Annotated in this window: 17 protein-coding genes and 6 tRNA genes; 14 read left to right on the top strand and 9 right to left on the bottom strand. The window is 34.0% G+C overall.

All coding sequences use genetic code 11. From position 1 onward, the window contains the following. Nucleotides 1-51: 51 nt before the first annotated feature. The 10 genes from ACN6NE_RS03245 to ACN6NE_RS03200 all read left to right on the top strand — a co-directional run bounded on the left by ACN6NE_RS03245 (nt 52) and on the right by ACN6NE_RS03200 (nt 4258). Nucleotides 52-127, top strand: a tRNA-Ala gene (locus tag ACN6NE_RS03245). A gap of 10 nt (nt 128-137) precedes the next feature. Beyond that, nucleotides 138-230: transfer RNA gene (locus ACN6NE_RS03240), tRNA-Ser, on the top strand. Between the two features lie 11 nt (nt 231-241). After that, nucleotides 242-317 (top strand) — tRNA-Asp (locus ACN6NE_RS03235). 18 nt (nt 318-335) lie between these two features. Continuing rightward, a tRNA-Gly gene (locus ACN6NE_RS03230) sits at nt 336-409 on the top strand. A 7-nt stretch (nt 410-416) separates the two neighbouring features. Continuing rightward, nucleotides 417-493, top strand: a tRNA-Ile gene (locus ACN6NE_RS03225). 39 nt (nt 494-532) lie between these two features. Next, nucleotides 533-604, top strand: a tRNA-Glu gene (locus ACN6NE_RS03220). Nucleotides 605-1256: 652 nt separating this feature from the next. Continuing rightward, a complete protein-coding gene (locus tag ACN6NE_RS03215) occupies nt 1257-1877 on the top strand; it encodes a recombinase family protein (RefSeq protein WP_474324521.1) in 621 nt (206 codons plus the stop codon). A gap of 241 nt (nt 1878-2118) precedes the next feature. Continuing rightward, a complete protein-coding gene (locus ACN6NE_RS03210) occupies nt 2119-2316 on the top strand; it encodes an IDEAL domain-containing protein (RefSeq protein WP_474324519.1) in 198 nt (65 codons plus the stop codon). 1042 nt (nt 2317-3358) lie between these two features. Then, a complete protein-coding gene (locus tag ACN6NE_RS03205; protein ID WP_474324517.1) occupies nt 3359-3763 on the top strand; it encodes a transporter in 405 nt (134 codons plus the stop codon). Between the two features lie 72 nt (nt 3764-3835). Further along, nucleotides 3836-4258: a hypothetical protein gene (locus ACN6NE_RS03200; RefSeq protein WP_474324515.1), complete on the top strand. Its 423-nt coding sequence runs from the start codon at nt 3836-3838 to the stop codon at nt 4256-4258. 210 nt (nt 4259-4468) lie between these two features. Here ACN6NE_RS03200 and ACN6NE_RS03195 read toward each other — a convergent pair whose 3' ends face one another. Both ACN6NE_RS03195 and ACN6NE_RS03190 read right to left on the bottom strand, forming a co-directional pair. Then, nucleotides 4469-4897: a cell wall hydrolase gene (locus ACN6NE_RS03195; protein ID WP_071277367.1), complete on the bottom strand. Its 429-nt coding sequence runs from the start codon at nt 4895-4897 to the stop codon at nt 4469-4471. Nucleotides 4898-5322: 425 nt separating this feature from the next. Then, nucleotides 5323-5484 (bottom strand): YjcZ family sporulation protein, encoded by a 162-nt coding sequence (locus ACN6NE_RS03190; protein WP_474324513.1) that lies wholly within the window; start codon nt 5482-5484, stop codon nt 5323-5325. A gap of 659 nt (nt 5485-6143) precedes the next feature. Here ACN6NE_RS03190 and ACN6NE_RS03185 point away from each other — a divergent pair. Both ACN6NE_RS03185 and ACN6NE_RS03180 read left to right on the top strand, forming a co-directional pair. Then, nucleotides 6144-6275, top strand: coding sequence for a hypothetical protein (locus tag ACN6NE_RS03185; RefSeq protein ID WP_276207185.1), 132 nt, complete (start codon nt 6144-6146; stop codon nt 6273-6275). A 722-nt stretch (nt 6276-6997) separates the two neighbouring features. Further along, a complete protein-coding gene (locus tag ACN6NE_RS03180; protein WP_474324512.1) occupies nt 6998-7474 on the top strand; it encodes a hypothetical protein in 477 nt (158 codons plus the stop codon). Nucleotides 7475-7674: 200 nt separating this feature from the next. Here the strand turns inward: ACN6NE_RS03180 and ACN6NE_RS03175 are convergent, their stop codons facing one another. Continuing rightward, nucleotides 7675-8835 carry a S8 family peptidase gene (locus ACN6NE_RS03175; RefSeq protein ID WP_474324510.1) on the bottom strand — a complete coding sequence of 387 codons (1161 nt, stop codon included), beginning with the start codon at nt 8833-8835 and terminating at the stop codon, nt 7675-7677. A gap of 289 nt (nt 8836-9124) precedes the next feature. Between ACN6NE_RS03175 and ACN6NE_RS03170 the strand changes: the two genes are divergently transcribed. Beyond that, nucleotides 9125-9619, top strand: a complete 495-nt coding sequence (locus tag ACN6NE_RS03170; RefSeq protein WP_474324509.1) for an exosporium protein D — start codon at nt 9125-9127, stop codon at nt 9617-9619. A gap of 207 nt (nt 9620-9826) precedes the next feature. Here ACN6NE_RS03170 and ACN6NE_RS03165 read toward each other — a convergent pair whose 3' ends face one another. From ACN6NE_RS03165 to ACN6NE_RS03140, 6 genes are all read right to left on the bottom strand, one after another. Continuing rightward, nucleotides 9827-10351: a hypothetical protein gene (locus ACN6NE_RS03165; protein WP_474324507.1), complete on the bottom strand. Its 525-nt coding sequence runs from the start codon at nt 10349-10351 to the stop codon at nt 9827-9829. 140 nt (nt 10352-10491) lie between these two features. Next, a complete protein-coding gene (locus ACN6NE_RS03160; protein ID WP_474324505.1) occupies nt 10492-11547 on the bottom strand; it encodes a phosphotransferase in 1056 nt (351 codons plus the stop codon). 5 nt (nt 11548-11552) lie between these two features. Next, nucleotides 11553-12728: a carboxylate--amine ligase gene (locus ACN6NE_RS03155; protein ID WP_474324503.1), complete on the bottom strand. Its 1176-nt coding sequence runs from the start codon at nt 12726-12728 to the stop codon at nt 11553-11555. A gap of 3 nt (nt 12729-12731) precedes the next feature. Further along, on the bottom strand, nt 12732-14036 hold the full coding sequence (locus tag ACN6NE_RS03150) for a glycosyltransferase family 4 protein (RefSeq protein WP_474324501.1): 1305 nt from the start codon (nt 14034-14036) through the stop codon (nt 12732-12734). Then, nucleotides 14033-14689, bottom strand: coding sequence for a PIG-L deacetylase family protein (locus ACN6NE_RS03145; protein WP_474324499.1), 657 nt, complete (start codon nt 14687-14689; stop codon nt 14033-14035). Before ACN6NE_RS03145 ends, ACN6NE_RS03150 begins: the two co-directional genes overlap by 4 nt. Nucleotides 14690-15006: 317 nt before the next feature. Further along, on the bottom strand, nt 15007-15156 hold the full coding sequence (locus ACN6NE_RS03140; RefSeq protein WP_474324498.1) for a hypothetical protein: 150 nt from the start codon (nt 15154-15156) through the stop codon (nt 15007-15009). Between the two features lie 168 nt (nt 15157-15324). On the opposite strand from ACN6NE_RS03140, the gene ACN6NE_RS03135 reads away from it, so the two are divergent. Continuing rightward, on the top strand, nt 15325-16071 hold the full coding sequence (locus ACN6NE_RS03135) for a hypothetical protein (protein WP_474324496.1): 747 nt from the start codon (nt 15325-15327) through the stop codon (nt 16069-16071). Nucleotides 16072-16185: the final 114 nt, after the last annotated feature.

The raw sequence follows: 16185 nt of genomic DNA, 5'->3' as shown, positions 1-16185 counted from the left end.
GTTTGGGACCAAGGGGTCGCAGGTTCGAATCCTGTCTTCCCGACCATTTATGGGGCCTTAGCTCAGCTGGGAGAGCGCCTGCCTTGCACGCAGGAGGTCAGCGGTTCGATCCCGCTAGGCTCCACCATACAGTATACGGAGGAATACCCAAGTCCGGCTGAAGGGATCGGTCTTGAAAACCGACAGGGGTGTTAAAGCCCGCGGGGGTTCGAATCCCTCTTCCTCCTCCATTTTCTATTTTGGTCCCGTGGTGTAGCGGTTAACATGCCTGCCTGTCACGCAGGAGATCGCGGGTTCGATTCCCGTCGGGACCGCCATTTTAATTAAGAAAATATGCGGGTGTAGTTTAATGGTAAAACCTCAGCCTTCCAAGCTGATGTCGTGAGTTCGATTCTCATCACCCGCTCCAAAGTAAAGGGCCTATAGCTCAGCTGGTTAGAGCGCACGCCTGATAAGCGTGAGGTCGGTGGTTCGAGTCCACTTAGGCCCACCAGTATAATAAACAGTTAAGTTAAACTTAAAAAATAATCATGGCCCGTTGGTCAAGCGGTTAAGACACCGCCCTTTCACGGCGGTAACACGGGTTCGAATCCCGTACGGGTCATCAAAAGAGCAGTTTGCATTTGCAAACTGCTCTTTTATTTGTTGTAGATAAATGATGGGTTTTTATATGGTGAAAAAAGAAATAAGCTGTTGCAGCTTCTGCTGTAGGTTTAGCTATGATAGCCATTCCATCAACAGTACCGAATTTAGGGGGTTCTACTGAATCTACAGAAGTTGGAAGAGAGGAAATGCTTAATCCTGTAGCTGTTGGATAAAAAAATTGCAGATACGGATAAAACAGTCGACAATTAAAGTGTGTTTGTTAAAGGAACTATGGAAAAAAAGTATTCTTTGAATTTGATTAAAAATTATACTAGATAATATTAACAAAGTAAGAATCGGAAAATAATTTCTTTTTCACTTTCCTATTGATAATTCCTTCAAATAGTACTCAATATTAATTCCTTATTTATACTCCATAGCGTATTTTATTTGGTTATTTATTATTTGTATAAATTTAACAGTAGTTATAAAAAAATGAGGTGTTCGTAAAAGTATACCTTTACGGACTTTTATTTTATATAAGAAATTTATCATTTTTACCGTTCGTTTAAGTTTAAAAATAAATTACGAACGTCTTCTGAAATTCATACACTTTTACGAACGTTTTTTTGGTAGAATAAGAGGAAGAGAAAAACAAAAGGAGTATAAAAATGGAAAACAGAAGATTTGGATACATACGTGTGAGCAGTCGAGATCAAAATGAGGACCGTCAACTTCAATCAATGCAAGAAGTTGGTATTTCTCCTCGTGATATTTTTATCGATAAACAAAGTGGAAAAAACTTCAATCGCGAACAGTATCAATTACTAAAACGAATGATTCGTAAAGGAGATATCCTTTACATCCATTCACTAGATCGTTTTGGTCGTAATAAAGAAGAAATTTTACAAGAGTGGAATGCAATCACAAAAGAGGTTGAGGCGGACATTGTAGTCTTGGATATGCCGTTACTCGATACAACTCAGTATAAGGATAGTTTAGGAACCTTCATTGCGGATTTAGTTCTTCAAATTTTGTCTTGGATGGCTCAAGAAGAACGGGACCGAATTCGTAAACGACAACGTGAGGGGATTGACGCAGCCTTGAATAATGGTGTATCTTTTGGACGACCTAAAGCCCAAGTTAGTCAGGAGTTTATTGAAGTTTATAATCGATGGAAGCAAAAAGAAATTACAGCCGTACAGGCAATGAAGGAAGCAAATGTAAAAAAGACCACGTTTTATAAATTAGCAAAACAACACGAAAATAAGGTAAATATGGAGACTATATAATAAGAAGAAACTAGTCAAAATAATGCATATTTTAGCAACAGTTTCTTTAAGTAAAAAAATTGTATTTTATAGAAAAAAGATTGACATAATAATTATTCAGTAAAAAAATTACTCTTTTTTGTCAGGTTGTTTTTCGTTACATATTATTCTATATGCTATTTTATCTATTAATCTCGTATTAAAACAATGAAAGAAGGAAATACTGTTTACAAAAGAGGAACAAAAAAGGGGTTAATAGTTTATGGAAAATAATATGTCCAACGACATGAGTCAAGTTGATACAAGCATATCTGATGAGGTGTTAGCCGAATTGTTTTTGAGTCAAGTAATGAAAGATTTCAAAAAAGGTAAAATCCTTGAAGAAATTGATCAGTCCTTAAAAAATAAGGACAAAGAAACTTTTTTACGTCTAACAGATAAACTTAAATCTGCATCTTAGAGTATAAATAGGAATTAATCATTTAAAATAATAAACAAATAAACTGAATCGAAAATCCTTTATGAGAAGTTAAATGAGGAGGTTAATTACTCAGTTATTAGGGTTTAGCCTCAAGATAGATAGGATACTCCGCAGGGGGATGTGTTTCTATTACGATTAGTATGTAAGCAAATATACAAAAGATACTAATTGCTCCTGTTACTAAAACAAAGCGAAAAAACTTCTTCATTTTTTTATGTCTTTGGAACTTATTAAAATTAATAATATTACTTATAAAAATCCTCCTTACCTTATTTTTTAGAAATACATTATAAAAAAGAAGATAAAACTACCTTATTTAAAGCTTACCGAGTAGTTTTATCTTCCAATATAACACATATTTATCTTAACTAAACATGTAATTTTCGTTAGGGCCACCATACATACTAAAAAGTATTACGTTATGAGGAAAAGGATTCAATTAGTTCTCAGAATCAAAATTATGTAAATGCGAAATAAATGTAGCCTTTTGATACTTGCACATCCTTGCTTTTTTAAGGTTCTAAGAATAGATAGCTGCCAAAGATGGCACTATCACCCCGCTAAATTATACATTTAAGGGTTATTTGCTTTCTTTATAGGAATTGAAATATCATACTACGAAAGACGCTGTGAAGCTTTCGTTTGGAAATCCTCCCTATTTCAAGTTGACAACATGAAACCAGAAAAAACCATCCTAAAAAATTAAATGAACAATTAGATAGGGGAGTTTTTTCTGTTTTTAGACTGGATATAGATGATATACAGTTTTTGTTTAATCCGGGCAGTCAGGGACGATGATGCTTCCAATTTCCTTGAGAACCGTGCAAATCCCTTTCAAGAGCCTCCCATTTCTGATTCATTTTCTGTTGTATCTTCATCATATACAATTACGGTAATTAAAATGTACGCTGGCGCGTTAAACTTACGACAAGAGGGTTTACTATATTCATAAGGGTCCGAACATTTTGGGCCTATTTCTCATATTGTATTAGGTATTAATAATATATTGAGGTGAAAAAATATGGACGTAGATTATATGGATTCTTATTCTTACCCAAGATTTTTCGGCCCACAGCTCCCATTTCCTAGTTTCCCAGGATCACCTGGCGGTTTCCCAGGATCACCTGGCGGTTTCCCAGGATCACCTGGTGGTTTCCCAGGACCCGGTGGACAGCAAGCTCCAACTACCCCACCACCAGCATTTATCCCACAACAGCAAACAGCAACACCATTTGCAGTCGATCCAGGAGCCATTTCATTGTGTTTATTCCGTAACACATATATATGGCTTAGAAATGGTTCGAGTTTTTGGTATTTCCCTATTTTTGTGGGACCGAGATCAGTTGCTGGTTTCAGATGGAACGGGCGATTCTGGACTATTTTTGGTATAGATACAAGACGAATAGTTTCATTTACATGTTTCTAAGTATTCATAATTTATGGCCCTAGAAAAGGGGAGGAATCAGCTTTGCAACCTACAGAGAAGGTCAGGGTTAGTGTGCCATTCCCATCACGATGGGGTATCCATGCTGAGATTGCAGGTAGACCTATGGTTTGGGGTGTGCTTATCATTAACTCCATTACAGGTAACAGGGTAATGGGTACAGTTAATTTTCGCGGCACTCTCATTCCTATTAATGGATATTGGAATGAAAGTGCCAAACAAATCAGCTTTGATTCACCTTATGCCACATATTCTGGTAACTTAACTATATTTGATGATTCTACTACTAGAATTCGACATCTTATTTTAAGTGGGCGGGTTATTATGAAGCCACCTTCTTTATTAGCAGGTAGGAATGGAACTTGGGTTGCTACGACAGATACAAGTCTCACAGGACCTGCCGTTAGCAACAATAACTTGCCCCCTGTTGGAGCATTTTTAACATCAAATATATACCATAGGGGACTTAAAAGTTGAGGGAATCTTTAAAAAATGAGAGTGCTTTAAAGAAGTGCTTACCAATAATTATTAGAGTCATTGAATATATAAGACCTTAATAAAATATAAACTTGTATATCCCATACAACCTAAAAAGCTAAAAAACTAACTTTGAGTGAGAAAAAAGTTAGTTTTTTGGCTTTTAATGATATAGAATAATACAACACCTTATAAAATCATAGGGATTTTCTAGTAAGTATTATAAATATTTTCGCATGTTTCAGCTTTTGGCTGATAAAAGCAATGAAGCTTATAGCGAGCGACAAGAGGTTGATTGTACCATGTTGGAGGGCACTGTTGAGGAGGTCTGAAATACCATAAGCTAAATTTTGCAGGCCAAACACGTTCTCCTCTAACAGATCGACGTGCCAAACGTTTTTCACTTTCCCGTGCTCTTTGATAGAAATAGCCTTTTTGAGTAGCTTCAAATGCATGGGGTTGATAAATCATTTGTGGAATAGTTCTCAGTCCTTTAAAATCAGAGCAATTTGCTCTAATTCGATTAACCCCCACGTTTCCTATAAGAAGCATTCCCTGTTCACCTTCGCCTTCACCTTCTGCTCTAAGTAATCTCGCTAAAAGAGCTATGTCTGAAGTTGTAGCTTTAACAACTGCCATAAATTCACCTCCAGCAATTATGATATTTCTTTATAGCTTGTATCATGTTCTTTTCATTATTTTGCATCTTATAAATTGAGCATTGCATTAGCCTCCTATTCTTCAATAAGGGGACATTCCATTGCTACTGGGTTGAAGAAAAAGATATTTTGTGGTGAACAGTAGTCTTTTCTATACATAAGTTTTGATCAACTTGAGCAAACTACTCAAGATGCCGCAACGCATCAACCTATGTGATAGATAATTCTTGTAGCAGAAAAACTCCTTACGGAAATAGGGAGTTTTTCTGCTTTTTGAAGTGATTCTTATATACACTCTTAGTTTCCATAATACACCTAACTAGTAAATGCTATTTATAAGCAGCAAAGACAAATAAAAAAGCTAGCATAAAGCTAACTTTTTAAAACGAAAATGATTTTTAATTATTAGCAACCTCCGGCAAATCCGCCAAAACAAGAAGCGCCGATAATGATTAATAAAATAAACAATACGATGATTAAAGCGAAACCACTGCCAAAACCACTGCCGCCTCCACCGTAACCATATCCGCCATAGCCGCAACCGCCACCATAACCTCCAAAGCCCATATTTCCACCCCCCTATATGCTTAATACTCTTAGGATATGTATAGAAAATCAAATTGCTCCCTAAATTACTCAATTGTTGAAATAACAGGAGTAACAATATATAATCAATCAATAAATTTAATTTTATAGAAAGATATATAAACCCTTTAGAATAGTTTACATAGAATGAATGAACCATATCATTTAATCTCAGCAGATCAGTTCACCTCCCTGACGGATTTGTAGTTGTAAGGAAACAAAAAACCTCCCTGCCGCCTGGGAGTTTTTTGTTTATTTACTGTATATTTCTAAACTACATCAAAAAATAAAAGAAGAAGTATCTTAAAAAAGTTGAATACACTCTCTATGACAGAAGCTGTTCAACAGTTTCAAAATTTGTATCAAGAAACCCCTTCGCCCACTCTGCATAGTTGATAATTTTCCCCTCAAGGGTGACTTCACCTTAAACAGTTTTTTGAAAAAAATAAGACGGAAGCAAGCGATCTTTTTTTGTTTTTTTTCAATATGTTCATGGTCCAAACTGTCATTTATTTTTGCTTACAATATAATTGATTCAGGAGTGTTTTTTCTTTTATAAATGGATTTCTATTCTATAAACGATTACTATTCTAAAAAGTGCAGATGCACATGAATTAGAAAAAGAGGTTGTAAAAAAGAAAATGAAAAACTATAAAGAAGCCGATACGGAATCAAAACTTGCGATGAAAAAAGATGCGATGCGATCCAATGATGAGAGCATCCAGCTCTATGAAGATGAACAAAAAATTTGCAAGAAAAGTTTCGGAAATTGAACGAAAAGCAACAAGATTTAGCCATGAAGTGAAAAAAGAGGTGTCGCCACTGACTCGCCAATAGGTCGCCAGAGAGTCGCCGGCCACCGTTTTTGAGTCGCCAAGCAGTCGCCACTCTGGGCTTTTTGATGTACCCACGGTTTTGCTAGGCTTTGCCTAGCCCCCAGCTATTGTGGGGACAAAAACCCCTTATGCTCTTCTCTACTTGTACTGGAAATTTCGCAATGCAATAGAAAAGGAATGATTTCATGGATATCTTTTACGAAATATTGATCCAGTTGCTACGCGGAAATTAATGTACTAGCGAAAGAACATCCGATATCTCGCCAAAGATTTTTGAAAGAATAATTTGAGTTATTAGCTTTTTTTGAAGAGCAAACAGCACGAGAAAAAGGCTAGAAGGTCTCATCGATCAGAACGTTCAATTGATGAATCAAGTTTCGATAACAATGGAAAAGATGAACAACATTCTACGTCAACTGATGGGAGATGTGGAGGGGGAATGGAAGCAAGATGACGCATGATAAAAAGAAATTCTTGGATAGAATTACTGAAGAGTATTGTTAAAACAAAGCGTATAATGAATGAGTGGATTACATTAATATCTCTGTAAAAAAACTTTTCAACTACATAATGTATACAGTATGTAGTTGAAAAGTTGGCAGGAAGATAAAGGCTCTATATTGAATGTGTATACAAATTGTATATATGAGGTGATAGAGTTGGGGAAATTAGATAAGTACGCTCGTCAATCAAAAACAAAAGAACCAAGTAAGGTTTTACCTATTAGATTGCCGGAAAGTATATATGAGCAATTTCGGCAACTTTGTGATGAGTTAGGATTATCTATGTCAGAAGCTGGATTCTTACTAATTAGAGAAGAATTAGAAGATAGTCTATACAATAAGACTACAAATGAAATTGCTGTGACTACAGAGCGTATACAAAAGCCTATACATCTTGAGAGCACCCCATATACAAGAAGTAATACAGGCAAACCTTCCTCTTTTTCTACAAGATGGACATCAGTTGATTACGAGATTGAAAACGAATTGCCATGTCCTCTATGTCATCATTGGTATAGCAAAGCCAATTTTTCTCGTCATGCAAAAAATCATAATACCACTACTAAGGAACTTTTAGAGAGCAATGAAGAAGTAGTTTATACAATGATTAATGAACGTAAACTAACTATGTAAGAACATATATAAATATGAAATGTAACCTCTTGTTTCTTTAAAAATAATTGTGTAGAAGAGAAACAAGAGGTTAATTTTATGAAAGTCAAAGAATGTGTAGGTGGGAAGAAAAGATGGTTAAAGGAGACTGTGAATCAAATAAAATTATTAATCAGCAAGTAAGAGGAGACTAATTGGATTGAAGATATTTTTTATTAACTTTAGCGAACTGCTCGGTTTGCATTAATTCGTCCGTAAGTCCAATATGAACCTGTGCCAAGAATGGGGTCAGCTGTAGATTGAATATCCTCTCTAATTTCCACGTTATTTTTCCCCTGAGCTGCTAACAAGGCAGCCAATCCGGCTACGTGCGGGCAGGCCATGGAGGTACCGCTTGAATATGCATAGTTACTGCCAATATAGGTCGATAAAATGTTAGAACCAGGGGCTGCTACTTCTACCCATGTCCCATAATTTGAAAAACTAGATCTCTGATCATTTGAGTCTGTGGAAGCTACAGCGATTGCATTTTCATAATATGCTGGATAGGTTAATGTATTAGTTCCTTCATTACCAGCAGCAGCTAAGATAACCGAACCTTTACCCCAAGCATAATTGATAGCATTTTCTAATGTAACGGAACCCTGAGAACCTCCTAAACTTAAATTGATCACCTGAGCGCCTTGGTCGGCTGCATATATAATAGCATTCGCAATATTATTTAGGTTGCCATTACCAGTATTATCAAGTGCACGAAGCGGCAATATAGAAGCTAAAGGGGCCATGCCAGCAATACCTGAAACATTATTGGTTGCTGCAGCAGCAATACCAGCTACATGAGTCCCATGTCCATTTCCATCGCTTGGATTTGTATTCCCATCTACAAAGTTATAACCTGGCAAAAGTTTTGAAGTTAAATCAGGATGGTTAAGTTGGACACCTGTATCTACAATTGCAATTTTTATACCACTATTACTTCTAGTCACATCCCAAGCAGAAGGAGCTTGTACTTTTTGAGGACCATATTGAAAAGGATAAAAGGAATCATTAGGTACATAAGAAGCTTTGAAAATATAATTGGGTTCTACATATTCCACTTCATCAAGTTTATTATAGATATCAATAAGCTTTTTTACATTCTTTGTTGTAGATACGAGGTGAAATCCCAAGCTGTTATTTTTCTCTAAAATTTCACATTTATTTTTATGGTGAATCTCCGCTGCTCTATGCTCACATACATTTTCATTAAATTTAATAATTAATTGATTTGGTTCAAAAGCTGTTGGAGGTTCTGAATGGAAAAGAGTAACAATATATTTCACTGTATAAAATAACAATATAATGATAAATACAGAGGTGGTTAAAGAAAGCCAAAAAAACATTAACATTCCTCCCAATTAATGTATTCCTAATATAATATTCAGAACCCATTGAGAAGGATTGGACAAGTATACCTGTACACAAAAAAACAGCTGGTACCTACAAGGTTTCTAACCGGAATTTTACTATCTCTCAAATAAAAGTATTTTCTCCTGATCTGCTTTCCCTAACTATTTTTCACTTAACATTGGATAAGCGGATGATGATTTTTTTATAAAATTTACTATTGCTGGACAAGCACACAAACAATTAGAAGATAAATGAATAAAATAATGTATAAATAAAAAAGGGGTGATCATTATAAAAAGCTATCGTCATTATAATAAAAACGATGAAGTATATTATTTAGAATCTTCTTACCCATATAGAGGTTCACATAGCAAGAAAAGTGACAATGAAAAATTCTTCGTTGAAAATCATACAATTGAAGGTTCGGGAACTAATTTAACAGGAAACATTCCATTAGCTATCGCAGTTCCTGCTAATGCTGTAGATGTAAATGTTTTTGAAGATTTCACTAAAAATCATAACAAAACACTTCTTCAGTTATCAGCTGTAGCTACTGGTCTTACAGTTTCGATTTTTGTAAGAGGTTCCAGACTACCTATCTCAGCGACTATACCTGCAGGTTCTACAAGAGCATTTCAAGTTGAAAATTTTGAAAGATTAACTGTTTCGAATCCATCTGCTACTACTGCTGGAACGCTAAACGCCTTCATTCAAAAAACATTTTGCATTGGTTGTAATAATCAAAATAAAAAACGTAACAAAAATTGTTATTTCTAAAATATCAGCCGTAATAAAAAAACACATTGGACAAGTTTTTCTTGTTCAATGTGTTTTTTTATTAGCAGTTAATCCTGGATTGTGTAATTACTAAAAGTACATATACAACAAAAAGTTTGGGGTCATAAAAAAGGTTATTAACTTAAAAGTTAATAACCTTTCTTCAATTACTTAAATTTAAACTATGAACACTACAATTCAAATAGCTTAATTGTAATAACTTTTACTGCATTTGCATTTATCTTTGCCATAGTCTTTTTCATGCTTGTCTTTGTACTTATCTTTGCCGTAATCTTTTTCATGTTTGTCTTTGCATTTATCTTTGCCATAGTCTTTTTCATGCTTGTCTTTGTACTTATCTTTGCCGTAATCTTTTTCATGTTTGTCTTTGCATTTATCTTTGCCATAGTCTTTTTCATACTTGTCTTTGTACTTATCTTTGCCGTAATCTTTTTCATGTTTGTCTTTGCATTTATCTTTGCCGTAATCTTTTTCATGTTTGTCTTTGCATTTATCTTTGCCATAGTCTTTTTCGTGTTTGTCTTTGCATTTATCTTTGCCATAGTCTTTTTCGTGTTTGTCTTTGCATTTATCTTTGCCATAGTCTTTTTCGTGTTTGTCTTTGCATTTATCTTTGCCATAGTCTTTTTCATCTTTATTTTTACGAAGGTCATACATCGCTTTTAAGCAGTGTTTACTTTCATCATTTTGATCATAATAGAATTTAGTCAAATGAATTCCCTACCTTTATTTAAAATTGGTGTTTCTATATATTCTATTTCCAGACAGAAAAATTGCTTGTACATTGAGGTAAAAATGGCTTTTAGACTATTTTTAAGTTAATAGTCTAAAAGCAGTGTTTAGAAATGTATTTATTGATATATTCCTAACTCTCTACCCCATGTTGAAATTTTTTCAAGATGATAACTTAAGAGTTCACCTTCACGGTTATCAACAATCCTTCTTAGTTGAGTGTGAAGGCCTCTTTCTAACGTTCGCTGGAGATAGGCCATTTTATAAAGAGTCATTGGATTTGTTTTGAAGGTAATTCCGTATTTCTTCATTTCATCCACGTATAAGCGTACACATTGAGTTCGTATTTTCTCTGCATTTGGTTGCCAATCTTTTCTGAAACCCAACAAGAGTTCTACTAATACAACCATGTCAAACCATACTGGCGAGTATTTGGCTGACTCCCAATCAATTAATTGAATATGCCATGGTGTATTTTGAGTGACATTTTTGCTACATATATTTTGCATATGAAGATCACCATGCGTAATAGACGATCCATTTTCAATTAATTCAGGGAAGAAATCGGGTCCTTTATTATATAAATTGATTAATGATGGATAATAAGGTTTTATTATATGGCTAATACGGTTGTCTTTCATTGCAGCATGTAGTAGGTCAATTGTTTGATTCATATATTTGATTCTAGTCTTTTTCGTAGAGGTATAAACAGGGAGCCAATCTTTCCAAATATTTTTATCCTTTTTGAATCTACTTTCAAAAGTTTGACCATGCAGTTTAGCTATACTGGGAATAATATATTGAAAGTGAGATGGAGAGAAGGTCAATTGTCCGCGTATTTGATTAACAAATTCCATGAATACCCATGTTTCATTTTTTACTGTTTCTATAAGGTAAATGCGAGGCAAAAACTCCTTTAAAATTGGATAAGCTTTTTTATAGATGTTAATTTCCACTTCGTTTTTGTAGGCTGTTGAATTGTAAACCTTAAAGATAATTGGATAATAACCACTCTTTTTTTGAAGCAGTAATTTATATATACCGCTTCGTTTTGTTGATTTTAAACACTTGATTTCTGAAGGGATAATTGTAACTTTCTCACTCATCGAATAAGAAAGTTTTTCAGCTATTTTTAAATTCTTAAACTGATGATGAAGAGTTTTGAGATCATACACAGTATTCATTCCTTTCGCTTGCGTTTCCAAGCATTGATTAAATGAGACCATGCGCTTCTGAAAAATGGCATTGGATCATCCCATGCAAATAAAGCAAACTCTTTTTGACCTTGTAATCCTTGATAGAATTCTTTAAAAGTCATTTCTGATTTCTTTTTCTTTTGAAGAAAAGTGAGATAATATCTCACAAGGTAAATCCATTTAATACCATCTATTTGATGTAACCTAGGTTCTGGATTTTGATTAGTTAGATATAAATAATACATGTAGACAAAATCAACGCCTGAGGGGCCTGTGAGACTATGGGTTAGCCAAAAGCGAGGGTTTATTTCAATGAATTTATAAATTCCATCTCTCGGGTCTTTCTTGAATTCAGCCATACCAATACCTTTGAGCTTTATTTCTTCAAAAAATGGGATACATATATCGATAAGTTCAGGCAACTTTTTACTGACAATATGAGCACCTGTTCCAAATTCTGCAGGAAATTGATGATTTTTTTGTAAGGAAAATAATGCAAGTAACTTCATGTTGTCATCATAGAAAGTAGCCACTTTATAAAAGCACTGGTTATCTCCTGGAATCAGTTCTTGAATGATTAATTGTCCGCATTCCCTATAAAAAGGGTATTCACTCCTTAACTGTTCTGGAGTTTCAAATACAATAGCTTTTTTATTAATTTTTTTTCTGAATTCATGACCCAGAACAGGTTTTAAAATACAAGGGAAATCAAGAGTTAAAATAGCATCTTCCAGTTCTTCTTTATTGTCTATTACATACGTTTTTGGGCATGGAATATTATGCTTGACGGCAAGCTCATAAGTTTTGTTTTTATCAAGAACTTGTTCAATCAAATGATTATCAGGAAATAAAAATAAGAAGTATTTTAACAATTCATCTCGATTTTTCGAAATGAATTGTACATAGTCGTCTGCTCCTGTATATAAGACAGGTTTTGAACCAATATTCTTAGATAAGTTAATTAAGAAGTCTAATAGTTTTTTTTCTTCAGTTAAGGGGCTAGGGCATACACCACAAGTGGCAAGTCGGGATTTTCCTATTTTATATGGTTTTTTCGTGTCGAAAGCGTAAACCTTTATGCCTTTTCTTGCTAAACTTCTAATAATGCCTACCCCATTGGCACTCAAGTCAAGGATAACTGCAGAATGTTCATGTTTCATACCCTAATTCATCTCCCAAAAATCGGTGTACAAACGTTTTATTTTTGTTATCATGCTATCTATGGTTAGGTGGTTTTCGGCATGTATTTTTGCATTTTTACTCATTTTATATCGAGCTTCTTTATTTATAATAAGAAACTTTAATGCATGGGCTAACTGTTCGGGGTTTCCAGGCTCTACAATAAGTCCTGTTTTATTATGCTTTATGAGTTCAGGAATACCTCCACAATTTGTGGAAATTACAGCAGTTCCACTGTGCATGGCTTCAATTATCGAAAGGGGTAAGCTATCGTTAATTGTTGGAAGTACAAAAATATCGGTTTTACTTAAGATTAAGGGTACGTCATCTCTAGATCCTAAGAATTTAACCATGGATAAATCTAGAGCTTTTTTCTGCTTTTCCAATGCTTTTCTCATTTGTCCATCACCGACAATCAATACCTCAACATTTGTGGTGTGTTTTTTAAGGCGAGCCAGTGCCTCAAATAAATGATTATGTCCCTTTCGTGGCCCAAGCCTAGCTATGCATGTAATAACAAGCTTTGATGAAGACGTTTCCTTTTCTTTCCTTTGGTTAACTGGATAATCAATTCCTGTAATAACTGTAGTAATATTTCTATTTTTTGCTCCCAGATTTATTAATGGTTCACGAAACGAATCACTTAGAACAATAATGTGACTAGCATATTCTATTGCTTTACTTTCAAGCTCTGTAAAATATGCTTCTTCCACCGAACCTTTTTTAATAATGTTAAATCTTAGTCTATTAGATGTGAACATGCCATGGGGCGTGTAAAATAAGGGTTTGCCATAGATTTCGTTGAATCTTCCTAAGATATTTGCTGTAAATAAATCTTGAGCGTGAAGAATATCGTATTTTTCTAAGTTTACCGTTTCAAGCATTTTTTCGTATACATATATAAGTCTTTTATGATTTAAAATTCTGTCATTATAACTTCCATAGCGCTTTGTGAAAAAATGTTTTAAATTCGGAGTAACAATTTCTCGAAATTGTTTTACTTTTGAGGTTGAAAATTGATTAGGAGAAATAATGTCTACTTTATGTCCTTGACTTTTTAAACCTTTACTTAAAGTAGCAATGTAATTAGAAAGTCCACCTACATGAGGAAAGCTCCAAAAAGTCGCAATTAAAATAGAAAATTTCTTTTTGGCCCCTTTTCTTGAAAGCCCCTTTTTTTTAGAATACTCCTTTGAACTATTTTTTTTAGCAGAACGTGATTTAAGCCCATAATATTGGTCCAATTTTTCAATTACATAAGGATAGGGAAAAGTAATCTCATTGTTCATTTCCAAACCCTCCGTATAATTTCAAAAGCTTCAGCATAAGGTACGCCAACGCTCATACCTCGTAGTCTTCCTAAGTACTTAATACCTTCGTAAGAACGAGGGTGAGGAAACTCTCTCATTTCAAGATCATAATGTTTAAGTGCATTAAGTTTATTTTCCATGGTAGCCGTAATGTCTACAAAGTAATTTGGTTTAAATGTGTTCTCACAACTGAAAGCACCCCATTCACTCGATGAAACCGTTTCAAATGTAATCAATTCTATAGGGGGAATGTAAGGGAGTGGTCTAGTTGCAGTTAGTACTGCTTGAAAAGTAACCTGATGATCTTTATTTAAATCACCGTAGTGATGCGTAAAAATCTTAACCGGTTTGTATTTTTTGATAAGCTGCTCAATTTCTTTCGTTAATTCGTGAAGGGGAATCATTTCTAATTCTAAATTGACATGCTCAAGAAATATTACTTTATCAATGCCAATCTCTTTATTTGCAAGCCGACCAAATTGCTGAATATGATGAGCTTCTTCTTTTCTTCCTAAAGCAGTAATTACTGAAATTACTTTATACCCTTCATCTACAAATTTTTTTAAGGTTCCTGCAGTTCCCAATAGTTCATCATCAGGATGAGCCCCAATTACTAATATACAATCGCTCATATCTGTTCCTCCAGTAGCTTTTTCTTCTATACTTGTACTATAAACAATATATGAATTTATCCAGATATTAGAAACCGTCATTGGCGGAGAATTAAAAATTAAGGAGAGATATACTAGTGGCTATAGAAGATATATGTTACTCCTTTTGTTATGTATTTCTAGTAGTAAGGGAAGGCAGAATAATAGATCAATAATATAGCAATAATCTGGGGGTTTATTTCTAAGTTAAATTCATTGTAAGGAAAGAAATTTATTTTTAAGAAATAAGACCTGTTACTGGATGCTAACAGGTCTTATTTCTTTATTAAAAGTAAAAATTAATGCTTAGAATTTAATTTCCATAAATTTATAATTCTCATTTTTTTACAAGTATCACTGTCAGAATGGTGCTTTTCTTGTTTCTCACATTTTTTATAAGGGTTCTTATGAGCTTTTTCTTCATAAGTCCAATCTTCTTTATACTTCATACCAATATCACCTCTTTTCTTACTATAATATGTAACCATTAGGAACAGGAGAGGGTGCTTGTCTTGGATTTTATTAAAAATTTTTCATGAATTTATATGCTAATGGATAAGCATACAAGCAATTCATTTTTAAAGGAATAAAATAACAAAGGGGGAAGGAGGGATAGCATGGGGAAACCTTATTTTCATTATCGTAGTGATAATAACGGGGACTATAAATTACCAAAAGCAACTTTCTTTAAAAGGTACGATAAGAAAAAGTATCAGTTGCTAAGTGACAACAATAATGCTCAATTTGTTTCATCTAATAGGGTTAAAAAAGTCCATTTGTTAAGTGATAGACCATTCGAGCATTCCTCACAGATATCAATAGGAAAAAAAGAGAACGTATTTATGGATTTTAAAAGATATAAAGTAATTGGACAAGGAAAAGATGGAGTTATTTATCAATTGGCTCCTGATCGATGTGTGAAAGTATTTTTTAAAGAAGAAACGTACAAAAAGGAGTTAAAAGCGCTGCAAGTCGGACAGTCATCTTCTATTATTCCTCGTCTCTACGATTATGGATCGAATTACATAGTCATGGAGTGTATAAAAGGTATTTCCTTGGCAAAATATCTAAAAAAAAATAGATATATAACAAAGTCTTTAGTTATGAAACTTATAAATCTCTTTGATGAATTGAAAAAATTAAGCTTTAGTAGACAAGATACGGAATTACGGCATGTTTTAATGAATGAAGAGGGAAATTTGAAAATAATTGATCTTAAAAGGGCTTTTACTTCTAATCGACCTATTCCCATTAAGTTACTAACTGAATTGAAGGAATTAAAGTTATCAAGAGAATTTTTATCTTATGTTAAGGATATTCGTCCATCTATTTATCAAAAATGGAGAAAATTTGATGAGAGGTAAATTTTCCAACCAGCATTTAACATCATTAATTGTAGCAACAACAATTGTATGTTAATACGCTTATTGTTGCTACGTGTTATAAGATAAAATCATTGTTATGCCACCTCTTATAGA

It is taken from the genome of Priestia sp. 53B2 (genome assembly GCF_056099005.1).
The sequence above is the reverse complement of the archived record's forward strand: the minus strand, read 5'-3'. Positions and strand labels throughout refer to the sequence as shown.